Origin of the sequence: Acidovorax sp. M14, assembly GCF_049331375.1 — a bacterium.
In the GTDB taxonomy this organism is placed as follows: Bacteria; Pseudomonadota; Gammaproteobacteria; order Burkholderiales; family Burkholderiaceae_C; genus Acidovorax.
In genome coordinates, this window is the sequence record NZ_CP186263.1 from 1663167 (window position 1) to 1687534 (window position 24368).

The following is a 24368-nucleotide window of genomic DNA, read 5'->3' on the forward strand; positions in this document are numbered from 1 at the left end:
ATCGCCGCCGCCCGCCACCTCATTTTTCCTGGAACCCTGCGTGTCTGAACTCCACAAGTTTCTTTTCGATGGTCTGCCGGTGCGCGGCATGATCGTGCGCCTGACCGATGCCTGGACCGAAATCCTGAAGCGCCGGGCGGGCAACACCGCCACCGGCGCCTACCCCGCGCCGGTGAGCGAGTTGCTGGGTGAGATGGCCGCCGCCGGTGTGCTCATGCAGTCCAACATCAAGTTCAACGGTGCGCTGGTGCTGCAGGTGTTTGGGGACGGCCCCGTCAAGCTGGCCGTGGCCGAGGTGCAGTCGGACCTGAGCCTGCGCGCCACCGCTACCGTGAATGGCGAGGTGTCATCGGACGCGAAGCTGAGCCAGATGGTCAATGTGGGCGGCGGTGGCCGCTGCGCCATCACGCTCGACCCCATGGACCGCCACCCTGGCCAGCAGCCGTACCAGGGTGTGGTGCCGTTGCATGGCGACCACCACGAGAAGCTGGAGCGCCTGTCGGACGTGCTGCAGCACTACATGCTGCAGTCCGAGCAGCTCGACACCATTCTGGTGCTGGGCGCGAATGACCAGGTGGCCGCAGGCCTCTTGATCCAGCGCATGCCCATCAAGGGCGAGGGCAACCTGGCCGCCGGCCTCTCGCACCGCGAGAACGAAGACCAGATCGGCCACAACGAGGACTACAACCGCATTGCGCACCTGGCCTCCAGCCTGACCCGTGAGGAACTGCTGACGCTGGACGTGGACACCATCCTGCGCCGCCTGTTCTGGGAAGAAAAGCTGCTGCGCTTTGAACCCCAGCAGGGCGCCAGCGGCCCACGTTTTGCCTGCACCTGCAGCCGCGAGCGCGTGAGCAACATGCTGCGCAACCTGGGCGCTGAAGAGGCTGAGAGCATCCTGGCCGAGCGCGACGACATCGAGGTGGGTTGCGAGTTTTGCGGCCAGCAGTACCGCTTCGACGCGGTCGACGCGGCGCAGATTTTTGTCTCGCCAGGCGCTGCGCAGCCCCCGGGGCCTACCGGCATCCAGTAACGTTCAGCTGTTGCTTGCGGGCGCGGCGGTTGGCTGACCATCGTTGACAATCGCCCCCGCCATCCACGCCTAAGATTCCTGGGTCCCTACTCAACAGTGCTGCAGCAGTGCATGTTGTGGCGGGGACCGATGCATACGGCCGGACCGCAAGGCCTGTGTGCGTTCAAGCGATCAGTTCCGGTCGCGCAGGAAATGAACGAGGGGTGTCATGCAGTTTCTTCGCCGTGTTCTGGGGAGCCACCGGGCCAGCTCGGCTGCGCCTCCGCTGGCGCTGTACGACAGTGCAGCGGCACCAGACTCGCGGCGTGCTGACACCCTGCTCGCCGCGCTGGACATCGACGCCGCCATCAACGCCCACGAGCGCTGGAAAGACCGGCTGATGGACTACCTGGAGGGCCGCACCTCCGTCGGGCTGGACCCGGCCCAGGTGCGCCGCGCCGACCAGAGCGCGCTGGGCCGCTGGCTGCATGGCGTGGGCGGCGAGTTGCTGGGCGACCAGCCTGCCTATCCGCTGCTGGTGGCGCGCTACCAATACTTTCATGAGCAGGCTGCCACCCTGGTGGAACTGGCCCAGCAGGGCGAATGGGACCGGGCCGTGCAGGTGCTCAATGGCGGTTACCGCTACGGCTCCAGCCAGGTGGTGCTGCTCCTCAAGGAGCTCAAGCGCGGTCTGGCGTGATGGCTGGTGGCGGTGTCGTATCCCGCTGCTCGACCAGTGCAGTGAACAGCCGATGCTCACAAATGGGGTCGCTGCACTTCTCGCAGTTCCAGGCGCGCAACCGGGCCGTTCTGGGCGCGTTTTCAGTGTCTAATGCGGCTCTCGCGCTAGTGGAATAAGCCTGAGGCGCTACTTTTTGTATAGCAATGAGGGCGTTGCGAGTGCGTTGCTCGCCGGTGCCGTACACCACGCGGTAGGGGATGGATGCAGCCGCCAGGGCGGTGCGCAGCTGGGCATCACGGGCCTCTTGCGCGGCACGTTCCTCGGCAGGGCATGGCTGGTCGAGACCCATCAGCAGGGTCAGCGCCACCGCCTCAGATGCCTCCTGCGGCGCGGTCGGTGTGTGGGTCAGGTGCGGGTGGTGCAGGGCGATATGCACCGTACCGGGACTGATGTGCTGCTGTAGCGCCTGTGCCAACGCCTCTACACCCGTATGGGGGGCGCCCAGCAATGCAATCAAGGGAGTGGGTGTAGAGGGCTGCCGCACGGCAATGAGTGAAGCGCAGGCCTTGGTCAATGTCTGCGTGGTGAAAGGGGTCGGCGCGGGGCAGTAGTCAATGCAGCACTAGGGCCCCGCAACGCAGGTCAGCGGGGCGTGAACTGCACGTACACCTCATTGGGCTTGACCATGCCCAGCTCGCTGCGCGCTTTTTCTTCCACCATGTCCAGGCCTTCCTTGAGGTCGTGCACCTCCGAGGTCAGCCGCGCATTCACCTGGCGGGCCTGCTCATTGGCCGCCTTTTGCACATCAATCTGCCGCTGCATCGCATTGACGCGCGGCACGCTGCCCCGCCCCAGCCAGAGCTGGGCGTGCAGCGCTGCCAGCAAGGCCAGCAGGATGACGGGGACGATGCGGGAGACCAACGGTCAACCTTTACTGTTGCAACTATGTTTCGCCGCCGGGCCGCCCCAAGGCGAAACGCGGCCCCCTTGGGGGGCAGGGAGCCACACGCAGTGGACGACCGTGGGGGCCATTACTTCAGGTTGTAGAACGCAGCGCGGCCGGGGTACTGTGCGATGTCGCCCAGGTCTTCTTCAATGCGCAGTAGCTGGTTGTACTTGGCGATGCGGTCTGAGCGGCTCAGCGAACCGGTCTTGATCTGGCCGGCGTTGGTGCCCACCGAGATGTCAGCAATGGTGCTGTCTTCGGTTTCGCCCGAGCGGTGCGAGATCACGGCGGTGTAGCCAGCGCGCTTGGCCATCTCGATGGCAGCAAACGTTTCGGTCAGAGTGCCGATCTGGTTGATCTTGATAAGGATCGAGTTGGCGATGCGCTTGTCGATACCTTCCTTCAGGATCTTGGTGTTGGTCACGAACAGGTCGTCGCCTACCAGCTGCACCTTGTCGCCCAGGCGTTCGGTCAGGTGTTTCCAGCCATCCCAGTCGCCTTCGTGCATGCCGTCTTCGATGCTGATGATCGGGTACTTGTCCACCCAGGCGGCCAGCATGTCGGTCCATTGCTGGGCGGTGAGCTTCAGGCCGCCTTCGCCTTCCAGCACATAGTGGCCGTCCTTGTAGAACTCGCTCGCGGCGCAGTCCAGGCCCAGTGCAATCTGATCGCCGGCCGTGTAGCCTGCGGCTTCGATGGCCTGCAGGATGAGGCGGATGGCCGCTTCGTGGTTCTCGACGCTAGGAGCGAAGCCGCCTTCGTCGCCCACGGCGGTGCTGATGCCCTTGTCGTGCAGGATCTTCTTCAGTGCGTGGAACACTTCGGCGCCCCAGCGCACGGCTTCGCGGAACGTGGGTGCGCCCACGGGGATGATCATGAACTCTTGCAGGTCCAGGCTGTTGTTGGCGTGTGCGCCGCCGTTGATCACGTTCATCATGGGCACGGGCAGTTGCACGCTGCCCATGCCGCCCAGGTAGCGGTACAGGGGCAGGCCAGACTCTTCGGCGGCAGCGCGGGCCACGGCCATGGACACGGCCAGCATGGCGTTGGCGCCCAGGCGGCTCTTGTTCTCGGTGCCATCCAGGTCGATCAGGGTCTTGTCCAGGAACGCCTGCTCGGAGGCATCCAGGCCCAGCACGGCTTCGCTGATCTCGGTGTTGATGTATTCCACGGCCTTGAGCACGCCCTTGCCCAGGTAGCGGCCCTTGTCGCCATCACGCATTTCAATGGCTTCGCGGCTGCCGGTGGAGGCGCCCGACGGCACAGCGGCCCGGCCCATCACGCCCGATTCGAGCAACACGTCGCATTCGACGGTGGGGTTGCCGCGGCTGTCCAGAATTTCGCGGCCGACGATGTCAACAATTGCACTCATATTAGTTTTCCAATGAAAGTTTCAAAAAATCACAAGAGGGCACCATTGAGAGTGCCAGTCTTCATTTCGAGAATCTCAGGATCCGGAGTACCTGTAGTGCGCTCCTGGCGAACGACTACGCCTCTGTAGATCCACTCACTCGAGAAGTCGCCGTCATCTGTGCGAATATCGTAACGACAGGCAGCATATTGACCCGCAGGTAGGGAGAGTGAATCAACCCCAACAAATTTGATTCGGATCTGCCTGGTAAACGATGTGGGACCTGCTGGAACGGTTCCAGTTGTGGTGTCGATACCTTGAGAGGTGAATACGCCCTCTTGACCTCTCTTTAATTCTCCGCGGCGGTCTTCGTAGGGTGGGTTGTAAAGCACGGTTCGCTGCTGACCAAATCGACCGTTGGCAACCGTCCCATACAGCCCAGTTACGCCAGGACCTAGTGATTTTTCGTACTTCGAGAAGTTACTTTCCACACGGTAGTTCGTTTCTCCTCGCACCGAGGTCCCGCTAGTGGTTATGCGCCGTTCCACTAAATTAGAACTGCCGTTAAATGTCGCGATATCGGACAAAACCACACTGGTCTCTGTACGCGCTCCCGTTGCGAAGCCTGACTCTACGTAGTCGATATTGAGTTTCGCGCCGACGGCAAAAACACTGCCGTCAAAGCAGAGAGCCTTTTCCGCCTGTTGATCGATCCCTCCATTCCCGCCGCCGCAGGCTGAAAGAGCTCCTAGTGCGATCGCGCTCCAGCAACGAGCAGAGATATGGCGGAGTGTTCCGGTATGGCGCATAAGAGTCGCGTAAAGTTGGGAGGATCAGACGCCTTCGACGCACACCATGCGCATGATGGCTGCGCCTTCGCGGGCGGCCTTGGCTTTCTGGTACTCGGGCGTGTCGTAGAAAGCGCGCGCGGCCTCAAAGCTGGGGAACTTGAGCAGCACGGTGCGGCCGGGGTTCCAGTCGCCTTCCAGCACTTCCACCTTGCCGCCGCGAATGCACACCTCGGCGCCATGCGCCTGCATGGCCAGCGTGCTCCACTTTTTGTACTCTTCGTACTGCTCAGGGTTGGTGACGGTGACGGATGCGATGACGTAACCACTGCTCATGTCTCAAGCTCCAAAGTTGTTTTCGAGGAATCCGTTTTTCTTGGTGACGTCGTCGAGCGCCACCAAGGTCTCCAGCAGCGCCTTCATGTGCTTGAGCGGCACGGCGTTGGGGCCGTCCGACCAGGCCTCGGCAGGTCGGGGGTGGGTTTCCATGAACAGGCCCGCCACGCCCACGGCCACGCCGGCACGCGCCAGCACGGGAACCATGTCGCGCGCGCCGCCGCTCACGGCGCCCAGGCCGCCGGGCTTTTGCACCGAGTGGGTCACGTCGAACACCACGGGGGCGCCGGAATTGCGCATCTCGGCCAGGCTGGTCATGTCCGCCACGAGGTTGTTGTAGCCAAAGCTCACGCCGCGCTCACAGGCCAGGAAGCGGTCTTCTGACAGGCCCACCTCGGCCGCTGCCGACCGAGCCTTGTCGATGACGTTCTTCATGTCCCACGGCGCAAGGAACTGGCCCTTCTTGATGTTGACCGGCTTGCCCGACTGCGCCACTGCGCGGATGAAATCCGTCTGGCGGCACAGGAACGCGGGTGTTTGCAGCACGTCCACCACGCTGGCCACCTCGGCCACGTGCGAGGTGTCGTGCACATCGGTCAGGATGGGCAGCTGCAGCTGGCGGCGCACTTCGTCCAGTATCTTCAGGCCTGCTTCCAGTCCCACGCCACGCTTGCTGGTGCCGGAGGAGCGGTTGGCCTTGTCAAAGGAGCCTTTGTAGATCAGCGGGATGCCCAGCGGTGCACAGGCTTCCTTGAGCTGGCCCGCGACGTCGAGCGACATCTCCAGGCCTTCGATGGAGCAGGTGCCCGCGATCAAGAAGAAGCGCTGGTCCAGGCCGACATTGAATCCGCACAGCTGCATGGTGAGGTCCCCTCAGGCTTTTTTCGCGGCTTGCTGGTGTTCCACGGCCGCCTTGATGAAGGCGTTGAACAGCGGGTGGCCGTTCCAGGGCGTGGACTTGAACTCGGGGTGGAACTGCACGCCGATGAACCAGGGGTGGACGTTTTGCGGCAGCTCCACGATTTCGGTGAGCTGCTCGCGCTGCGTGAGCGCCGAGATCACGAGGCCCGCCTTGCGTAGCTGGTCCAGGTAGTTCACGTTGGCTTCGTAGCGGTGGCGGTGGCGCTCGGTGACCACGTCGCCGTAGATGCTGTGCGCCAGCGTATCTTTGGCCACGTCCGAGCTTTGCGCGCCCAGGCGCATGGTGCCGCCCAGGTCGGAGTTCTCGTCGCGGGTCTTGATGGTGCCGTCAGCGTCCTTCCACTCGGTGATCAGCGCGATCACGGGGTGGGGCGTGGTGGGGTCGAACTCGGTGCTGTTGGCGTTGGCCAGGCCGGCCACATGGCGCGCGTATTCGATGGTGGCCACCTGCATGCCCAGGCAGATGCCCAGGTAGGGCACCTTGCGCTCGCGGGCAAACTGCGCCGTGGCGATCTTGCCTTCCACGCCGCGCTGGCCGAAGCCGCCGGGCACCAGGATGGCGTCGTACTTGGCGAGCTTGGCGACTGCGTCGGCGCTGTCGATGGTTTCGGAATCGACATGGTCGATCTTCACGCGCACATGGTTGCGCATGCCGGCGTGGCGCAAGGCCTCGTTCACGGACTTGTAGCTGTCCGACAGGTCCACGTATTTGCCGACCATGGCGATGGTGACTTCGCCTTGCGGGTGCTCGGTCTCGTGCACCAGATCGTCCCAGCGCTTGAGGCTGGTGGGCGGGGTGTTCAGGCGCAGCTTGTCGCAGATCAGGCCGTCCAGGCCCTGCTCGTGCAGCATGCGAGGCACCTTGTAGATGGTGTCCACGTCCCACATGCTGATCACGCCCCATTCGGGCACGTTAGTAAACAGCGAGATTTTGGCGCGCTCTTCCTCGGGAATGCGGCGATCGGCGCGGCACAAGAGGGCGTCGGCCTGGATGCCGATTTCGCGCAGTTTCTGCACGGTGTGCTGGGTGGGCTTGGTCTTGAGCTCGCCCGCTGCCGCAATCCAGGGCAGGTAGGTCAGGTGCACAAAGGCTGCGTTATTGGGGCCCATGCGCAGGCTCATCTGGCGCACGGCTTCCAGGAATGGCAGCGATTCGATGTCGCCCACGGTGCCGCCGATTTCGACGATGGCCACGTCCACGGCATCGGGCGTGCCGATGCCAGCGCCGCGCTTGATGAACTCCTGGATCTCGTTGGTGACGTGGGGGATGACCTGCACGGTCTTACCCAGGTAGTCGCCGCGGCGTTCCTTCTCCAGCACGGACTGGTAGATCTTGCCCGTGGTGAAGTTGTTGGTTTTCTTCATGCGCGTTTCGATGAAACGCTCATAGTGGCCCAGATCCAGGTCGGTTTCTGCGCCGTCATCGGTCACGAACACCTCGCCGTGCTGGAACGGCGACATGGTGCCCGGGTCTACGTTGATGTAGGGGTCAAGCTTGATGAGGGTGACTTTGAGTCCCCGCGATTCGAGGATCGCGGCAAGGGAGGCTGAGGCGATTCCCTTACCGAGGGAAGACACCACACCGCCGGTGACGAAGACAAATTTGGTCATGTCTGAAGGGAGCCTCTCGGAACCTGTAGCGACGCAAGCATCTACGGACTCGTGCGGTCTGCGGCGTTGCAAATCCGCGCAATGGCTGGGCCATTGCTGTGGTTTGCGCCTAGCAGCCCATCCCGATCCGCAGCGCTTGCCGGCGCTACAGGTTTCGAGAGGCCCCCTGGTGGTGGGAAATTGGGATTATAGATGGCACCCCGGCGACACCCCCGGGGGCAGGGTCACCCCCGTCTGCTAAATTCGCCCCATGAATGAGCTTGCTGGCAAACACATTGTTCTGGGTCTGAGTGGGGGCGTGGCTTGCTACAAGGCAGCCGATCTGTGCCGCCAGCTCATCAAGGAGGGCGCCACCGTGCAGGTGGTGATGACCGAGGCGGCCGAGCAGTTCATCACCCCGGTCACCATGCAGGCTCTGTCAGGCCGCACGGTGTATGGCTCGCAATGGGATTCCCGCGAGCCCAACAACATGCCCCACATCAATCTGAGCCGCGAGGCCGACGCGATCCTGATCGCGCCCTGCAGTGCGGACTTCATCGCGCGCCTGGTGCAGGGGCGGGCGGACGAATTGCTCAGCCTGCTGTGTCTGGCGCGCCCCGCGCAGCGCGTGCCCCTGTTGCTGGCCCCCGCCATGAACCGCGAAATGTGGGCCCATCCCGCCACGCAACGCAATCTGGCGCAGGTGGCGCAGGACGGCGCCGTGGTGCTGGGCGTGGGCAATGGCGACCAGGCCTGTGGCGAGACGGGTGACGGCCGCATGCTGGAGCCGCTGGAGTTGCTGGACGAGCTGATCGCTTTTTTCACGCCCAAGACCCTTGCAGGCCGGTCGGTGCTCGTCACGGCGGGGCCCACGTTTGAAGCCATCGATCCGGTGCGTGGCATCACCAACCTGTCGAGCGGAAAGATGGGCTTTGCCGTGGCCCGTGCGGCGCGCGAGGCGGGTGCCGATGTCACCCTGGTCGCGGGGCCTGTGCATGTGCCCACGCCACGCGGTGTGCGGCGCGTCAATGTGCAATCTGCTCAGGAAATGCTGGCGGCCGTGCAGCGGCATGTGCAGGCTGCCTCGGTGTTTGTTGCCACGGCTGCGGTGGCCGACTGGCGCCCGGCCCACGCGTCTGACCAGAAGATCAAAAAAGACGGCTCCGGCCAGTCCCCATCGCTGGAGTTTGTCGAGAACCCCGACATTCTGGCCACCATCGCCAGGTCGCCCCATGCGCTGGAAGGCGACCTTTTCTGCGTGGGTTTTGCCGCCGAAAGCCATGACCTGCTGGCCCATGCCACAGCCAAAAGGGCGCGCAAGGGTGTCCCTCTCTTGGTTGGCAATATCGGCCCCGCCACCTTTGGGCAGGACGATAACGCACTGTTGCTGGTGGACGCGCAGGGCCACCGCGAGCTGCCCCGCGCGTCCAAACGGGTGCTGGCGCAGCAGCTCATTGCGGAGATCGCCGCGCGTTTGCCACCGTTGCCTTCTTGACGACCACCACCGTGGGGAGGTGTGATGACAACTGGTGCCACCAAGCCTGATTGGGACACGCCACCCGATGGCGATTTTGCGGCCTACGTGGAGCGCCTGACTGTCCAGAAACCTCTGCAGAAAGCCCCGGTGACGCAGGCTCCTGCTGCCGCTGCCGCTGCCGCTGCCGCTGTTGCTGCTGTCGGCAGAGCGGCCCAGGCGCCCAACACCGGTGCACAAGCTCAGGCTCTGCCGCCCGATCTGCTGCAGGTGATGCGTCCGCTGGCCGGTGTATTGCGCACGGTGCGTGCGGTGTTGCTCGTGATGGTGGTGTTGCACGGCATTGCCCTTTTCCTGCTCGGTCATGGCTCGTTGCCCGGCCTGGTGGTCATGGGCGTGGTGTGGTGGGTGCTGGGCTGGCTGATGCAATCGGCAGCGCAGCTCGGAGGGGCTCAAGCCTCGGGGATGAATACAGCGACGCAAGCCTTGCAGGATCGCTTGCGACAAGTGGCGCAGCAGCGCAGTGGTACAGGATTAGGAACAGGAAAGAAAAAACCGTGAAGATTGACGTGAAGATTCTCGACCCGCGCATGGCGGACCAATTGCCGACCTATGCCACGCCCGGTAGCGCGGGGCTGGACCTGCGTGCCTGCCTGGATGCGCCGCTGACCCTGCAGCCCAACGCCTGGCAACTGGTGCCCACGGGCATTGCGATCTACCTGCAAGATCCAGGCTATGCCGCGCTGATCTTGCCGCGCTCGGGCCTGGGCCATAAACATGGCATCGTGCTCGGCAACTTGGTGGGGTTGATCGACAGCGACTACCAGGGGCAGCTCATGGTGAGCGCCTGGAACCGCAGCAACGTGGCTTTCACTTTGGAGCCCATGGAGCGGTTGGCCCAGCTGGTGATTGTTCCGGTGGTGCAGGCCCAGTTCAACGTCGTCACCGAGTTCGAAGCCACACAGCGGGGTGAGGGTGGGTACGGCTCCACGGGCAAGTCCTGACGCGCACCAGCTGATGGCGTGGTGCTCCCGGGGCCGCGTAGCCGGTTTGTAAGAATCCGCTTACGTTTCGATGGGTCTGTTACCGACCTATCGATGGCCCCTGTGTCTACGCTACGGCATCCTCGGGCGTTGTTCCAATCTGCACATGGGCATTGAGCTGGGATCTTTCAGGATTCTTTTGCCAATGCGTAGCCCGACAACTTCAGGAGATTGAACATGCAATTCCACCGTCCTCTCGCCCTCGTGGGCACCGTGGTTCTGGCTGCTTCGCTGGCCGCTTGTGGCCACAGCCGCCCCGCCCCCGCGCCGCAGTATTCCGGCGGCTATTCCAGTGGGTACCAGACGGCTCCTGCCTATCCGCAGCAACAAGCGGGCACAGAATATGGTCGCGTTTCCAACATTGAGGTCCTGCAAGGTCGCAGCCAGGGCCAGACCACCGGCACGGGTGCCGTTCTGGGCGCCGTGGTGGGTGGGGTGCTGGGCAACCAGGTGGGCAAGGGAACGGGCCGCGCCGCAGCCACTGCGGTGGGCGTTCTTGGCGGGGCGGTGGCTGGCAACGCCATCGAAGGCCGCAACAACCAGGAATACGTGCAGGGGTACCGGCTGTCTGTGCAGCTGGACCAAGGTGGCTACCGCGTGTACGACGTGAGCAGCCCGGGGGACCTGCGCATCGGCGACCGCGTGCGTCTGTACAACGGCCAGATCTCGCGCATGTGATCTGATCGACACCACAAAAAACGGGCGCCCCGATTTGATTCGGGGCGTCCGTTGTGCTTTTTGAACCGGTTCTTAGGGAGCTCAGTGCAGCAACGAGCTGCCTGGCGCCTGGGGCTGAATGCGGAAGAAGCCGGTTCCTGCCGTGCCGCGTCCAATCTCCTCTTCGGTGGCCTCGCGCACGGCCTCCACGGTCAGTTGCAGGCGCAGCGCGATGCCCGCCAGTGGGTGGTTGCCGTCGAGCACGATGTGGTCGGGGTAGATCTCGGCCACGGTGTACAGGGCGGTGCGGGGGGCATCGGGGTTGCAGCCTTCGGGCAGCGCCATGCCGTCAAAGGTCATGCCTTCTTCGATCTCGGCGGGGAAAAGGGCGCGTGGCTCCAAGAACAGCAATTGGTCATTGAAGTCACCGAAGGCGTCCTCGGGTTCGAGGTGCAGCGCCAGCTTGGCACCCGGGCCATGGCCTTGCAAGGCCTCTTCGATGCGGGGCAGGAGATCATCACCGCCCACCAAAAACTCCACGGGCTCGTCAAGCACATCCAGCTCTTCGCCCAGGGTGTCTTTCAGGGTCCAGGTCAGTGCGACCACACATTGTTGGGTAATTTCCATAGGAGAATTGTCGCAGTTTGACCAACGGCCCCGCAAAGGGGCAAGACTTTCCCCATGGACATTCAGCAACCCCTGGCGCTGCTCGGCGGCCTCACTCCCGCGCAATTCATGCGCCGCCACTGGCAGAAGAAGCCCTTGCTGGTGCGCCAGGCGATCCCGCAGTTTGCACCGCCGGTGCTGCGGACCGAGCTGTTTGCGCTGGCTGCCCAAGAGGGCGTGGAGTCGCGTTTGGTGCAACTGGTCAAGGGCGTTTGGAAGCTGCGCCACGGGCCCTTCAGCCGCCGAGCACTGCCTGCGTTGCAGCAGCCCGACTGGACGCTGCTCGTGCAGGGCGTCGATCTGCACAACGACGCGGTGCATGCGCTGATGCAACAGTTTCGTTTTGTGCCCGAGGCGCGGCTGGACGATCTCATGATCAGCTACGCCAGCAACGGCGGTGGCGTAGGGCCCCATTTCGACAGTTACGATGTCTTTTTGCTGCAGGCGCACGGCAAGCGGCGCTGGCGCATCGGGCGCCAGAAGGATCTGTCGCTGCGCGACGGCATTCCCTTGAAGATATTGGCCGAGTTTGAGCCCGAAGAAGAGTTTGTGCTGGAGCCGGGCGACATGTTGTACCTGCCCCCGCGCTACGCCCACGACGGTATTGCCGAAGGCGAGTGCATGACGTATTCCATCGGTTTTCGCGCGCCAGCCCGCGCCGAGCTGGCGCAAGAGCTGCTGGTGCGTCTGGCGGAAGATGCCGGGGAGGACGATCACCCGTTGCTGTATCGCGATGCGGGGCAGGACGCGGTGGCGCAGCCAGCGCACATTCCCGCCGGGCTGCAGGACTTTGCGCGCGAGGCCCTGTCGCGTGCGCTGGCCCAGCCCCTGGTGCTGGAGCGCGCGCTGGGCGAGTACCTCACCGAGCCCAAGCCCAGCGTGTGGTTTGAGCCGGGCGACACCCGGGTGATGCTGGAAGGGGTGCGGCTGGACCGCAAGAGCCGCATGATGTACGACGCACACCACATCTTCATCAACGGCGAAAGTTACCGCGCAGCGGGGCGTGACGCCACGCTGATGCGGCGCCTGGCGGATGAGCGCCGACTGTCGGCACGGGATCTGGCACGGGCCAGCGACGATGCGCTGGAACTGCTTTCGTCGTGGTGCGATGCGGGCTGGGCCCATGTCTGGGCCGGTGGAGAGTGACCAGGAGCCAGTGATGACCGACACAGCCACCCCCTCTGCCGAGCCTTTGCGCGACTTGCCCAGCGGGCGATTCAGCGGGCGCGAGACGTTTCAGCAACTGGTGCGCGACGCCATTGCGACGGCGGCGCGGGATGGCTGGCAGGAAATTTTCATCAGCGATGCCCACTTTCATGACTGGCCCCTGGGCGAGCGTGCGGTGGTCGAGGCCTTGCAGGACTGGGCCCGCAGCGGCCGGCGCTTCACCATGCTGGCTTGCAGTTATGACGACGTGATCCGCCGCCATGCCCGCTTTGTGCGCTGGCGTGGCACCTGGGACCACATCATCACCTGCCGCCGCAGCCCGGCCGCCGACCCGCTGGACTTGCCCAGTGCGCTGTGGTCGCCGCAATGGGTGCTGCACCGGCTCGATCCCGAGCACTGCGTGGGGGTCACCGGCAGCGAGGCCGATCGCCGGGTAATGCTGCATGAGACGCTCAACGAGTGGGTGCGCAGCAAAAGCGCGCCTGGATTTCCCTCCACCACGCTGGGGTTGTAGCTTTTGCCCCATTTTGGGGAGTGCCCGTTGGCAGGGCGCCACGCGGCGGTCGCGCCCGTCGGCATACTGCGCAAAGTCAAGCTGGCGTAAAGCTTTCGTCAGTGTTAGTCAGTATTGACTAAATACCAATATAATCTGCGGCTGTGCCCAAAAAGGTGCAACCAAGTGCATTGTGCCAATGCGTGCATGGGCTCAGGAAGCCTGACGCCGTGGCTTTTCAAGATTCTGTCTGTCCAAATAGGAAAATCGAAATGAAGAACTCTCTCGTTCTGGCCGCCCTGATCGCTGCTGCTGCACTCGCCGCTTGTGGCAAGAAGGAAGAACCCGCTCCAGCACCCGCTCCCGCTCCTGTGGAAGCTCCCGCCGCAGCACCTGCTCCCGCCGCCGAGCCAGCAGCTCCTGCCGCTTCCGACGCTGCTGCTCCTGCCGCCGCTGCACCTGCTGCTGACGCTGCTGCTCCTGCCGCTGACGCTGCCAAGGCTGCTGCTGACGCCGCTGCCACCGCCGCTACCGGCGCTTCCGCAGCCAAGTAAATCGCTGCAGGCTCTGGGCTGACCCCAAGGTCGGCCTGTGCCACGGCCCCGCACCGCAAGGTCCGGGGCTTTTTTTATGCCCTTCGTCAGGGTGAGGCATTCAAGGGCGTACGGTTCGGGCCATCAAGAGTTCACGTCGAACCATTGCGTCCCCTCGGTAGGGCTGGCGACCTGGATCTCCTCATCCGCCCACCCCAGCGCGGCGGCCAGTGACTGACGGGCAAGGGCGGGGAGGTTGTTCTGCGCACTCAGGTGCGCCGCCACCACGCGCTGCAGGCCGTCATGCTGCACCACGCGCAGAATCTCTGCGGTTGCTGTGTTGGCCAGGTGTCCATACAGCCCCCCTACGCGGCGCTTCAGGAACGGTGGATAGCGGGATGCGGCCAGCATGTCGGGGTCGTGGTTGGCCTCGATCATGAGGGCGTGGCATCCCTGCAGCTGCTGCAGCACATGGGAGCTGGCATGGCCCAGATCGGTCAGGATGCCCAGGTGTGCGGCGCCGTCGGAGCAGCGCAGCTGCAGAGGCTCGCGGGCATCGTGCGGCACGGTGAACGGGCGGGCTTCGAACGCGCCCATGTCGATTGCTTCCATGTCGTGCGCTACCTGCAGCAAACCGTCCAGGTCTGGCGCGCCCAGGGCCGCGTACGTGCCTTCACTCATCCACACGGGAATGCGAAAACGCAGCGCCAGGGTCTGGGCACAGCCGATGTGATCGGAGTGTTCGTGGGTAATGAAGAGGGCGTCCAGGTCTTCCACCTGCAACTGCGCTTGTGCCAGGCGGGCCTGCAATTGTCGGATGCCGAGCCCGCAATCGATCAAGAGGCGGCGCACCTGGCTGCCACTGCGGCCTTCGACCACCGTGGCATTGCCGGTGCTGCCGCTGCCCAGGTTCTTGAATCGAAGCATGGCGGGGCGAAAGAATGGGTTTGTGGCAGTCCAAAAAACCAGAGCCACCGTCCACCCGAAGGCGGAGGGGGCTCCAGAGGTGTGGGTGGCGGCCTTTCGGCCTGCGCCGCTTATTTCAGATCGTCAGCAATCACGCGCACGATGCGCTCGGCATTGGCCGAGGTTTCGGGGGCGCCGGCTTCGTTGAGCACAGACACGGTGGTTGCTTCACCCTGGCTGCGCACCACGATGCGGTACTTGAGCGGAGGGGTTGCGGAAGTGGAGCTGAACAGCTTGCTGAAGAAGCCGGGTTCTTTCTTCTCGGTGTCCGGCGCCACGTAGCGCACGAAGTATGTGCCTTCATTGCGGTTGCGGTCTTCCACCGTGAAGCCGGTACGGTCCAGGGCCAAGCCCACACGGCGCCATGCGCGGTCAAAACCTTCGTCCAGTTGCACTACCGGCACATTGTTCACCGTGGCCATGCGGGCGGCCTGGGCGCGCGGTGCGGGGGCTGCGGCGACAGCCTTGGACTGCTCCTGGCTCACGCCCAGCTTGACCATCAGGCGGCGCAGGAATTCGGTTTCGAGTTCCGGGTCGGAGGGGCGAGGTTGCCAGACGGTGCTGTCCTTGGTGACGTTGCCATAGACCTCGACCATCCCGCGGTGGGTGATGTAGATCTCGGTGCCTCCATTGGCATTGCGTTCCAGCCGGGTGCGGAACTTGTCTCGTTCGCCGGTGGAGTACAGGGACTCCATCAGCTTGCCGATGGTGGAACGGATGAAATCCTGCGGCAGCTTGGCGCGGTTCTCGGCCCAGTCGGTCTCCATGATGCCGACATTGGCCTCTGACTGGGCCAGCGTGAAGCCACTTTCCAGCCAGAAGTCGCGCACGGGCTCCCACAGCTTGTCGGCAGGGCGGTTGACCACCAGCCAGCGCTGGTTGCCATCGCGCTCGATGCGCACGTCGCCCAGCTGCAGGGCCGCCGCGTTGGCGTTGCCCGACGGCTGCGCCGCCTGGCCGGCCTGCATGGCGGCGGCAGAGACCGAGCCACCCGGCATGGCATAGCGCGAGTCGCGCGACAGCTGGGTGAGGTCCGGTGGGACTTCCAGCGACGAGCCCTTGGCGGCGCTCTTGTAGTCGATCTTGTCGCCTTCCAGAATGCTGGTGGAGCAGGCGGACAGGGCCATGGCGAGGGCCAGCAGGCTGAGGCGGGTGGTAGCAGCTTTCACGCGGAAATCCTTGGGAAGTGTCTCTGAGAGCGGGCGCAAAGCCCGAATTAGATCAGGCCGCTGGTGCGCAGTGCCGACTCGACCACAGCCTCATTGCTGCTGGCCAGGGGTGTCATGGGCAGGCGCATGGTGCTGCCACACAGGCCCATGCGGGCCATGGCCCACTTGACCGGGATGGGGTTGGCTTCGACGAACAGGTTCTTGTGCACGGGCATCAGCTGGAACTGGATTTCCATGGCACGGCGCGCGTCGCCCGCCAGGGCGGCTACACACAGCTCGTGCATCAGGCGCGGGGCCACGTTGGCCGTCACGCTGATGTTGCCGTGGCCACCGCAGAGCATCAGGGCCACGGCGGTCGGGTCGTCGCCCGAGTACACGCCAAAGCCCTTGGGCACGTCGCGGATGAGCCACTGGGCGCGCTCAATGTTGCCGGTGGCTTCCTTGATGCCAATGATGCCGGGCACCTGGGCCAGGCGCAGCACGGTGTCGTGCTGCATATCGGCCACCGAGCGGCCGGGCACGTTGTACAGCACGATGGGCAGGTCGCCCGTGGCTTCGGCAATGGCCTTGAAGTGCTGGTACTGGCCTTCTTGGGTGGGCTTGTTGTAGTAGGGCACCACCTGTAGCTGGCTGTCGGCCCCCACGCCGCGCGCGAACTTGGCCAGTTCGATGGCCTCGGCGGTGGAGTTGGCGCCGCAGCCGGCCATGATGGGCACGCGCTTGGCGGCCTGTTCCACGGCCACGCGGATGATTTCGCAGTGTTCTTCCACGTTCACCGTGGGGGACTCGCCCGTGGTGCCCACCACGCCGATGCAATCGGTGCCTTCGGCGATGTGCCAGTCGATCAGTTTGCGCAAGGTGGGGTAGTCCACGCTACCGTCCTCATGCATGGGGGTGACGAGGGCGACGATGCTGCCGGTGAGTGGCACGGAAGAAGAAGTCATGTCCGCAGTGGTAAACGGTAAAAGGGCATTCTAACTAGCCCCGATGGGCAAAAGATGTCGTGAGGGTCCGCCCGCCTGCGGGAGTTCCCGTACGGCTGTGATGCGTTGCACGAAACGCGCAGGTTCGTCGATGAAGCCATCTTCGTAACCCACCACGCGCAAGTCATTGCACACGTGCAGCAGTTCGCCGGGTGCCAGCAGAAACTCAGGCCGGGCGGGGCGCCCCATGGTTTCGTTGCCCTGGGCAAAGGTTTCATAGATCAGCACCCCGCCCGGCGCCACGCTGGCCACGATGGTGGGCAGCAAGGGGCGCCACAGGTAGTTGGTGACGACCACGCCACCAAACTGGCGGCCTGCAAAAGGCCAGGGGCCGTTTTCGATGTCGGCCTGCACCAGCTCGCCCAGCCCTTCGTTGGCGGCCAGCGCCTCGGCCGACCGGTCTACGCCAACCACCGTGTGCCCCAGTTCTCGCAGATAGCGCAGGTGGCGCCCTGCGCCGCAGGCAACGTCCAGCACGGTGCTGTGGGGGGCGATAAGGTGGCTCCAGCGCCGCACCCATTCCGAGGGGGCCTCTGTACCGTGCGTACTGTGCATACCGTGCATGAGACTATAAAAATGATAGCTGCCTACGCATGATCCACTATCGCTTGCGGCCAAAAACGCTTGAAAATGTTGCGGAGCAGGTCAAAAACACGCCCACATCTGGTCGGCCAGCATCACCATGAATTCGGGCACGGTGTACAAGCCAAACACCACCAGGCACAGCAGCACGGCCACGGCGCCGCCCAGCCAGCGCAGGGCGCGCGGCGTGGGTTTGCGGGGCGGGGTGGGGTGGCTCATGCAGGGAGGGGGGGCAACAGGTCAGGCGGGTTGTGGGCTGCTGCGCGAGATCGGGCTTTCCTTGACCGGCAAGTTCACCAGCCCGGCAAAAATCCCCAGACCAATCGCGATGTACCAGACGATATCGTAGCTGCCGGTGGCGTCATACAGATAGCCGCCCAGCCAGACGCCCAGGAAGCTGCCGATCTGGTGGCTGAAGAACACAAAGCCGCCCAGCATCGACAAATGCTGCACGCCGAAGATCTGCGCGATGGTGGCGTTGGTGGGGGGCACGGTGGACAGCCACAGCGCGCCCATCACCGCTGAGAACACGTACACCGACAGCGGCGACAGCGGCACCAGCAAAAAGATGCTGATCGCCACCGCGCGGGCAAAGTAAATGAAGGCGAGGATGTGGCGCTTGGGCATGCGCTGGCCCAGCGTGCCCGCGATGTAGGTGCCGAACACGTTGAACAGCCCGATCAGCGCCAGCGCATAGCTGGCCACCTGGGGCGACAGGCCGTGGTCCTTGAGGTAGCTGGGCATGTGCACGCCAATGAACACCACCTGAAAGCCGCACACAAAGTAGCCCGCCATCAGCAGATTGAAGCTGGGGTAGCGGAAGGCCTCGCCCAGCGCCTGCGCAATGGTCTGGTCGCGCTTGACCGGGGCCGTGCCCTTGAAGCCCGGCTCCCGCAGGCCAAAGGCCAGCGGCACGATCAGCAGCACCGCCATCGACAACGCCAGCAGCGCCTGCTGCCAGCCCAGGCCCGCGATGAGCCAGCCTTCCACCGGTACCATCAGAAACTGCCCGAACGAGCCCGCTGCCGCCGCCACGCCCATGGCCCAGGAGCGCTTTTCAGGCGCAATCTGCCGCCCCAGCACGCCGTAAATCACCGCATAGGTGGTGCCCGCCTGGGCCGCGCCAATCAGCACGCCAGCCGTCAGTGCAAATAACGTGGGCGTGGGTGACAGGGCCATGCCTGCCAGGCCCAAGGCATACAACACCGCTCCACCGAGCAGGACGCGGAAGGCCCCAAACCGGTCGGCCGCCATGCCCGCAAAAATCCCGATCAGTCCCCAGGACAGGTTCTGGATGGCGATGGCCAGGGCGAACGACTGGCGCGTCCAGCCCATCTCCTGGGTGATGGGAAGCAGCCACAGCCCGAACCCGTGGCGGGTGCCCATGGACAGGGTCACGATGGCCGCGCCGCAGGCCAGCACCTGGAACATGGATAGTTTGGGAGGATTCATATGCATGCGCAGGAATGTAGCCAGATTGTGTGAAACGCGCTGATACACCCGCGACCAATACAGTTGCCGCCAGGGTCGCGCGAAGACTGTCTTTTTATCCAGCTCCAGGGCGGTGGCCGCACTACAATCCGCCGCTATGTCTGCCAAACCGTCTTCTGCTTCCGCCAGCGAATATTCCGAAGGTTCGATCCGCGTGCTCAAGGGCCTGGAGCCCGTCAAGCAGCGCCCGGGCATGTACACCCGCACCGACAACCCCTTGCACATCATCCAGGAGGTGCTGGACAACGCCGCCGACGAGGCCTTGGCCGGCCACGGCAAGAAGATCCGCGTCACCCTGCACGCCGACGGCTCGGTCAGTGTGGAAGACGATGGCCGGGGCATCCCCTTCGGCATGCACCCGGAAGAAAACGCGCCGGTGATCGAGCTGGTCTTCACCCGCCTCCACGCAGGTGGCAAGTTCGACAAGGGCAAAGGCGGGGCTTACAGCTTCTCGGGCGGCCTGCATGGCGTGGGCGTGTCGGTCACCAACGCCCTGGCTACCCGGCTGGAGGCCACCAGCTATCGCGAGGGCAAGGTGGCGCGGCTGGTGTTTGCGGCTGGTGATGTGATCGAGCCCCTGGTGGCCCGGCCGCTGGAGGCGGGCGAGCGCAAGCAGGGCACCTCGGTGCGCGTGTGGCCCGACGCCGAGTATTTCGAATCCAGCGCCCTGCCCATGGGCGAGCTGACCCACCTGCTGCGCAGCAAGGCCGTGCTCATGCCCGGCGTAACGGTGCAGCTGGTCAACGAGAAAACCCGCGACACGCAAACGTGGCAGTACAAAGGCGGCCTGCGCGACTACCTGATGCAGACGCTGAACGGCGATCCGGTGATCCCGCTGTTCGAGGGCGAGGGTTTTGCCGACCGCAACAACGAAAGTTTTGCCGAAGGCGAGGGCGCCGCCTGGGCCGTGGCCTTCACCGAAGACGGTCAGCCCATGCGCGAGAGCTACGTCAACCTGATCCCCACCAGCGCGGGCGGCACGCACGAAAGCGGTCTGCGCGACGGCCTGTTCAACGCCGTCAAGAGCTTCATCGAACTGCACAGTCTGTTGCCCAAGGGCGTGAAGCTGCTGCCCGAGGACGTGTTTGCGCGCGCCAGCTATGTGCTCTCGGCCAAAGTGCTGGACCCGCAGTTCCAGGGCCAGATCAAGGAGCGCCTGAATTCGCGCGACGCGGTGCGCCTGGTCAGCGGTTTTGTGCGTCCGGCGCTGGAGCTGTGGCTCAACCAGCACGTCGAATACGGCAAGAAACTGGCCGAGCTGGCCATCAAGGCCGCGCAGACGCGCCAGAAGGCGGGCCAGAAGGTTGAAAAGCGCAAGGGCTCGGGCGTGGCCGTGCTGCCCGGCAAGCTCACCGACTGCGAAAGCCGCGACACGGCGCACAACGAAGTGTTTCTGGTCGAGGGCGACTCGGCTGGTGGCAGCGCCAAGATGGGCCGCGACAAGGAAAGCCAAGCCATCCTACCGCTGCGCGGCAAGGTGCTCAACACCTGGGAGGTGGAGCGCGACCGCCTGTTTGCCAACAACGAAATCCACGACATCTCGGTAGCCATTGGCGTGGACCCGCACGGCCCCAACGACACCCCCGACCTGAGCGGCCTGCGCTATGGCAAGGTCTGCATCCTGTCCGATGCCGACGTGGACGGCTCGCACATCCAGGTGCTGCTGCTCACGCTGTTCTTCCGCCATTTCCCCAAGCTCATCGAGGCTGGCCACATCTACGTGGCGCGCCCGCCGCTGTTCCGTGTGGACGTGCCCGCGCGTGGCAAGAAGCCTGCGGCCAAGATGTACGCGCTGGACGAAGGCGAGTTGGCCGCCATTCTGGACAAGGCCGAAAAGGACGGCGTGCCGCGCGAGAAGTGCCAGATCAGCCGCTTCAAGGGCCTGGGCGAGATGAACGCCGAGCAGCTGTGGGAAACCACGCTCAACCCCGACACCCGCCGCCTGCTGCCCGTGCAGCTGGGCGACATGGACTTTGCCGCCACCGAGGGGCTGATTACCAAGCTCATGGGCAAGGGCGAAGCCGCCGCGCGCCGCGAACTGATGGAGCTGCATGGCGATGCGGTCGAGGTCGATATCTGAAGAGCAGCGTCATACGCGCCCGAGCCGCCTGCCATGACCTCATTTCGCCAAATCGGCCGCTTGCGCTGGTATGTGTTGGGTTGTTTGCTCTGCTTTTTGCAGCAGACGGCCCGCGCAGACCTGTGGGCGCATGTGGACGAGCGCGGCGTGACGCACTTTGCGGCGGAGCAGGTCGATGCGCGCTACCAGCTGTTTTTTCGCGGCAACGACTTTGACTCGACCCGCGATGCGCCGGCCAAAACCTCGCCCATGCCCTATGCGCTGCCTGCAGCGGGAGCGCGCCTGCTGGCGTTTTTTGATATCGCGCCTGACTACAAACGCGTCAAGCACCACCTGCGCGCCGCGTCCACCCAACATGGCGTGGATTACGAATTGCTGCAGGCCGTGATCGCCGCCGAATCCGGGTTTGACGCCACCGCCGTGTCGCCCAAGGGCGCCGTGGGCCTGATGCAGGTGATGCCCGCCACGGCCAGCCGTTTTGGCGTGAGTGCGGACAAGAAGCGCACGGTGGAGCAAAAACTGGCCGACCCCGCCGTGAACGTACCCACCGGCACCCGCTACTTGCGCCATCTGCTGGACCTGTTCCCCGGCCGCATGGACCTGGCCGTGGCCGCCTACAACGCGGGCGAAGGCGCCGTGCAAAAGGCGGGCAACCAAGTCCCGGCCTTCAAGGAAACCCAGAACTACGTGCGCACCGTGCTGGGTCTGTACGCCCAGCTCAAGCCGCCAGCGCCCGTGTTGACACAGCGCGCCCTGCCGGGCCGTGTGCGCATGGAGCTGTCGGGCGGCGCGCAGAACCGGGGCAACCTGCCGCCCACCCAGGTGGCACAGACCCGCAACGCGCCGCAGACCGCGTTTGAACCCTTACCGACGATTCCGAACGAATGAGCGCTAACGAATGAGCGACCAACCCACTCTTGATTTCACCACCGCAGGCGATGACGGGGGCGACTCCCTGGGCCTGGCGGGCTACGCCCAGCGCGCCTACCTGGAATACGCGCTCTCGGTCGTCAAGGGCCGTGCGCTGCCCGATGTGTGCGACGGCCTCAAGCCCGTGCAGCGACGCATCTTGTATTCGATGGACCGCATGGGGCTGGGCTACAGCGGCCCCACGCGCAATACGGCCGCCAAGCCCGTCAAGAGCGCCCGCGTGGTGGGCGATGTGCTGGGCCGCTTCCACCCGCACGGTGACCAGTCGGCCTACGACGCGCTGGTCCGCATGGCGCAGGACTTTGCGCAGCGCTACCCCCTTATCGACGGCCAAGGCAACTTCGGCAGCCGCGACGGTGATGGCGCTGCGGCCATGCGGTACACGGAAGCCCGCCTGTCGCGCATCACCAGTCTGCTGCTCGACGAAATCGACGAAGGCACGGTCGATTTCATGCCCAACTACGACGGCAGCACCGAAGAACCCCGCCAGCTGCCCGCCCGCCTGCCGTTTGCGCTGCTCAACGGCGCCAGCGGTATTGCCGTGGGCTTGGCCACCGAGATCCCCAGCCACAATCTGCGCGAGATTGCCGATGCGTGTGTGGCGCTCATCAAGACGCCATCGCTCAGCCAGGACGAGCTGCTGGCCATCGTGCCCGGCCCGGACTACCCCGGTGGCGGCCAGATCATCAGCAGCCCCGGCGACATTGCCGACGCCTACCGCACGGGCCGAGGCAGCCTGAAGGTGCGCGCACGCTGGAAGATCGAGGACATGGCGCGCGGCCAGTGGCAACTGGTGGTCAACGAACTGCCGCCCGGCGTGAGTACCCAGCGCGTACTGGAAGAGATCGAAGAAATCACCAACCCCAAGGTCAAGGCGGGCAAGAAGGCGCTGACGCAGGAGCAGACGCAACTGAAGGCCAGCATGCTGGCCGTGCTGGACGTGGTGCGCGACGAGTCGAGCAAAGACGCGCCCGTGCGCCTGGTGTTCGAGCCCAAGACGGGCAAGACCCCGCAACAAGAGCTGATCACCGCGCTGCTGGCCCACACCAGCCTGGAGACCTCGGCGCCCATCAACCTGACCATGGTGGGGCTCGATGGCAAGCCCGTGCAGAAGTCGCTGCGCCAGATGCTGGAAGAGTGGATTGCCTTCCGTCAGACCACCATCACCCGCCGCAGCCAGCACCGGCTGAACAAGGTGCTGGACCGCATCCACATCCTCGAAGGGCGGCAGCTGGTGCTGCTCAACATCGACGAGGTGATTGCCATCATCCGCCAGGCCGAAGACCCCAAGGCCGCGCTGATTGCACGCTTTAACCTCAGCGACCGGCAGGCCGAGGACATCCTCGAAATCCGCCTGCGCCAGCTCGCGCGGCTGGAAGCCATCAAGATCGAGCAAGAGCTGAAAGAACTGCGCGAAAGCCAGGGCAAGCTGGAAGACATCCTGAACAACCCCGGCTCGCTGCGCCGCACCATGGTGAAAGAGATCGAGGCCGACGCCAAGACCTTTGCCGACGCACGCCGCACGCTCATCCAGGCCGAGAAAAAGGCTGTGGCCGAAGTGAAGGTGGTGGACGAGCCCGTCACCGTGGTCGTCTCGCAAAAAGGCTGGGTGCGCGCCCGCACCGGCCACGGCCACGAGGCCGCCAGCTTTGCCTTCAAGGCGGGCGACGGGCTGTACGGCACGTTTGAATGCCGCACGGTCGATACCCTGCTGGCCTTTGGCAGCAATGGCCGCGTGTATTCGGTGGCCGTGTCGCTGCTGCCGGGCGCGCGGGGAGACGGCCAGCCGGTGACCACGCTGATTGAGCTGGAAGCCGGCACGCAGTTGCTGCACTACTTTGCGGGGCCTGCCAACGCCACGCTGCTGCTGTCCAACTCGGGCGGCTACGGCTTTCTGGCAGCGGTGGAGAACATGGTCTCGCGCCAGAAGGGCGGCAAGGCCTTCATCACCCTGGGCGAGGGCGAAACCGTGTGCGTGCCTTCGCACGCCGCAGGCGGCACAGGCAGCAAGCCGGTGGTGCCCGCCACGCATGTGGCTTGCGCCTCCACCGGCGGGCGCATCCTCACGTTTGAGATCACCGAGCTGAAAACCATGGCCAACGGCGGTCGGGGGCTGATGCTGATCGACCTGGAAGACAAGGACCAGCTCGCAGGCGCGGCCGCCTATACGCGCAGCATCCGCCTCGATGGCATCGGCCGGGGCGGCAAGCAGCGCGACGAAACGCTGGAGATCCGCAGCCTGAACAACGCCCGCGCCGCGCGCGGCCGCAAGGGCAAGGCGGCGGACTTGGGCTTCAAGCCCCAGGCGGTGACGCGGGTCGAGTAACAGCGGCTCGCACAAGGCTTCTGGCGTTCTTTGCCGCGCCCTGCGGCCATGTCCCTGCTGCAGCATTGTCTCTGGCGCAGCGCTCGGCCGCGGCCATCTCACTGCGTTTTTTCGCCGCTCCAAGCGTCGTCACGGCCGCTGGAGCGGGATGCGCGAAACGCGTTTGACGCACCCTGCGCCTT

At 64.6% G+C, this 24368-nt stretch carries 26 protein-coding genes; 12 read left to right on the forward strand and 14 right to left on the reverse strand.

Annotated elements, in window-relative coordinates:
- Positions 1-40 precede the first annotated feature (40 nt).
- Positions 41-1033, forward strand: coding sequence for an Hsp33 family molecular chaperone HslO (locus ACOYR4_RS07735; protein ID WP_422849144.1), 993 nt, complete (start codon positions 41-43; stop codon positions 1031-1033).
- A 208-nt stretch (positions 1034-1241) separates the two neighbouring features.
- Complete coding sequence (locus ACOYR4_RS07740; RefSeq protein WP_422849145.1) at positions 1242-1712, forward strand: CZB domain-containing protein; 471 nt, start codon at positions 1242-1244, stop codon at positions 1710-1712.
- Here ACOYR4_RS07740 and ACOYR4_RS07745 read toward each other — a convergent pair.
- The 7 genes from ACOYR4_RS07745 to ACOYR4_RS07775 all read right to left on the reverse strand — a co-directional run bounded on the left by ACOYR4_RS07745 (position 1693) and on the right by ACOYR4_RS07775 (position 7647).
- Entirely contained in the window at positions 1693-2211 is a 519-nt protein-coding gene (locus tag ACOYR4_RS07745) for a hypothetical protein (protein WP_422849146.1), read from the reverse strand. The genes ACOYR4_RS07740 and ACOYR4_RS07745 overlap by 20 nt on opposite strands.
- Before the next feature lie 125 nt (positions 2212-2336).
- Positions 2337-2615, reverse strand: coding sequence for a septum formation initiator family protein (locus tag ACOYR4_RS07750; protein WP_015013327.1), 279 nt, complete (start codon positions 2613-2615; stop codon positions 2337-2339).
- Between the two features lie 110 nt (positions 2616-2725).
- Complete coding sequence (gene eno / locus ACOYR4_RS07755) at positions 2726-4012, reverse strand: phosphopyruvate hydratase (RefSeq protein WP_291441639.1); 1287 nt, start codon at positions 4010-4012, stop codon at positions 2726-2728.
- A 29-nt stretch (positions 4013-4041) separates the two neighbouring features.
- Positions 4042-4800 carry a hypothetical protein gene (locus ACOYR4_RS07760; protein WP_422849147.1) on the reverse strand — a complete coding sequence of 253 codons (759 nt, stop codon included), beginning with the start codon at positions 4798-4800 and terminating at the stop codon, positions 4042-4044.
- A gap of 24 nt (positions 4801-4824) precedes the next feature.
- Entirely contained in the window at positions 4825-5115 is a 291-nt protein-coding gene (locus ACOYR4_RS07765; protein ID WP_056640013.1) for a DUF1330 domain-containing protein, read from the reverse strand.
- 3 nt (positions 5116-5118) lie between these two features.
- A complete protein-coding gene (kdsA, locus tag ACOYR4_RS07770; RefSeq protein WP_056743422.1) occupies positions 5119-5976 on the reverse strand; it encodes a 3-deoxy-8-phosphooctulonate synthase in 858 nt (285 codons plus the stop codon).
- Positions 5977-5988: 12 nt separating this feature from the next.
- Positions 5989-7647: a CTP synthase gene (locus ACOYR4_RS07775; protein ID WP_015013331.1), complete on the reverse strand. Its 1659-nt coding sequence runs from the start codon at positions 7645-7647 to the stop codon at positions 5989-5991.
- Between the two features lie 250 nt (positions 7648-7897).
- Here ACOYR4_RS07775 and coaBC point away from each other — a divergent pair, with 250 nt between their 5' ends.
- The 4 genes from coaBC to ACOYR4_RS07795 all read left to right on the forward strand — a co-directional run bounded on the left by coaBC (position 7898) and on the right by ACOYR4_RS07795 (position 10821).
- The gene (gene coaBC / locus ACOYR4_RS07780) at positions 7898-9121 is read left to right on the forward strand and encodes a bifunctional phosphopantothenoylcysteine decarboxylase/phosphopantothenate--cysteine ligase CoaBC (RefSeq protein ID WP_422849148.1); all 1224 of its coding nucleotides are present in this window, start codon (positions 7898-7900) and stop codon (positions 9119-9121) included.
- 87 nt (positions 9122-9208) lie between these two features.
- Positions 9209-9661 carry a hypothetical protein gene (locus ACOYR4_RS07785; protein ID WP_422849149.1) on the forward strand — a complete coding sequence of 151 codons (453 nt, stop codon included), beginning with the start codon at positions 9209-9211 and terminating at the stop codon, positions 9659-9661.
- Complete coding sequence (gene dut / locus ACOYR4_RS07790) at positions 9658-10104, forward strand: dUTP diphosphatase (protein ID WP_422849150.1); 447 nt, start codon at positions 9658-9660, stop codon at positions 10102-10104. The genes ACOYR4_RS07785 and dut overlap by 4 nt, the downstream gene beginning before the upstream one ends.
- A 216-nt stretch (positions 10105-10320) precedes the next feature.
- Positions 10321-10821: a glycine zipper 2TM domain-containing protein gene (locus ACOYR4_RS07795; RefSeq protein ID WP_015013335.1), complete on the forward strand. Its 501-nt coding sequence runs from the start codon at positions 10321-10323 to the stop codon at positions 10819-10821.
- A gap of 81 nt (positions 10822-10902) precedes the next feature.
- On the opposite strand, the gene ACOYR4_RS07800 is transcribed toward ACOYR4_RS07795, so the two are convergent.
- Positions 10903-11427: an FKBP-type peptidyl-prolyl cis-trans isomerase gene (locus ACOYR4_RS07800; protein ID WP_015013336.1), complete on the reverse strand. Its 525-nt coding sequence runs from the start codon at positions 11425-11427 to the stop codon at positions 10903-10905.
- 54 nt (positions 11428-11481) lie between these two features.
- Between ACOYR4_RS07800 and ACOYR4_RS07805 the strand changes: the two genes are divergently transcribed.
- The 3 genes from ACOYR4_RS07805 to ACOYR4_RS07815 all read left to right on the forward strand — a co-directional run bounded on the left by ACOYR4_RS07805 (position 11482) and on the right by ACOYR4_RS07815 (position 13680).
- Positions 11482-12612, forward strand: a complete 1131-nt coding sequence (locus tag ACOYR4_RS07805; protein ID WP_110959284.1) for a cupin domain-containing protein — start codon at positions 11482-11484, stop codon at positions 12610-12612.
- A gap of 13 nt (positions 12613-12625) precedes the next feature.
- Complete coding sequence (locus tag ACOYR4_RS07810) at positions 12626-13147, forward strand: hypothetical protein (RefSeq protein ID WP_422849151.1); 522 nt, start codon at positions 12626-12628, stop codon at positions 13145-13147.
- 251 nt (positions 13148-13398) lie between these two features.
- Complete coding sequence (locus ACOYR4_RS07815; RefSeq protein WP_043565263.1) at positions 13399-13680, forward strand: hypothetical protein; 282 nt, start codon at positions 13399-13401, stop codon at positions 13678-13680.
- A 123-nt stretch (positions 13681-13803) separates the two neighbouring features.
- On the opposite strand, the gene ACOYR4_RS07820 is transcribed toward ACOYR4_RS07815, so the two are convergent.
- The 6 genes from ACOYR4_RS07820 to ACOYR4_RS07845 all read right to left on the reverse strand — a co-directional run bounded on the left by ACOYR4_RS07820 (position 13804) and on the right by ACOYR4_RS07845 (position 18817).
- Positions 13804-14586, reverse strand: coding sequence for an MBL fold metallo-hydrolase (locus tag ACOYR4_RS07820; RefSeq protein WP_422849152.1), 783 nt, complete (start codon positions 14584-14586; stop codon positions 13804-13806).
- Between the two features lie 110 nt (positions 14587-14696).
- A complete protein-coding gene (gene bamC, locus ACOYR4_RS07825; protein WP_110959280.1) occupies positions 14697-15794 on the reverse strand; it encodes an outer membrane protein assembly factor BamC in 1098 nt (365 codons plus the stop codon).
- A gap of 47 nt (positions 15795-15841) precedes the next feature.
- Complete coding sequence (dapA, locus tag ACOYR4_RS07830; protein ID WP_422849153.1) at positions 15842-16738, reverse strand: 4-hydroxy-tetrahydrodipicolinate synthase; 897 nt, start codon at positions 16736-16738, stop codon at positions 15842-15844.
- 30 nt (positions 16739-16768) lie between these two features.
- Entirely contained in the window at positions 16769-17332 is a 564-nt protein-coding gene (locus ACOYR4_RS07835; protein ID WP_422849154.1) for a class I SAM-dependent methyltransferase, read from the reverse strand.
- Between the two features lie 90 nt (positions 17333-17422).
- Positions 17423-17578: a hypothetical protein gene (locus tag ACOYR4_RS07840; RefSeq protein ID WP_422849155.1), complete on the reverse strand. Its 156-nt coding sequence runs from the start codon at positions 17576-17578 to the stop codon at positions 17423-17425.
- Positions 17579-17599: 21 nt separating this feature from the next.
- On the reverse strand, positions 17600-18817 hold the full coding sequence (locus tag ACOYR4_RS07845; RefSeq protein ID WP_060986400.1) for an MFS transporter: 1218 nt from the start codon (positions 18815-18817) through the stop codon (positions 17600-17602).
- Between the two features lie 130 nt (positions 18818-18947).
- On the opposite strand from ACOYR4_RS07845, the gene ACOYR4_RS07850 reads away from it, so the two are divergent.
- From ACOYR4_RS07850 to parC, 3 genes are read left to right on the forward strand one after another with little or no spacing between them, the layout of a single operon-like run.
- Complete coding sequence (locus tag ACOYR4_RS07850) at positions 18948-20930, forward strand: DNA topoisomerase IV subunit B (RefSeq protein ID WP_422849156.1); 1983 nt, start codon at positions 18948-18950, stop codon at positions 20928-20930.
- Between the two features lie 33 nt (positions 20931-20963).
- Positions 20964-21818 carry a lytic transglycosylase domain-containing protein gene (locus ACOYR4_RS07855; protein WP_422849157.1) on the forward strand — a complete coding sequence of 285 codons (855 nt, stop codon included), beginning with the start codon at positions 20964-20966 and terminating at the stop codon, positions 21816-21818.
- A gap of 10 nt (positions 21819-21828) precedes the next feature.
- Positions 21829-24186 carry a DNA topoisomerase IV subunit A gene (gene parC, locus ACOYR4_RS07860; protein WP_422849158.1) on the forward strand — a complete coding sequence of 786 codons (2358 nt, stop codon included), beginning with the start codon at positions 21829-21831 and terminating at the stop codon, positions 24184-24186.
- Positions 24187-24368 lie beyond the last annotated feature (182 nt).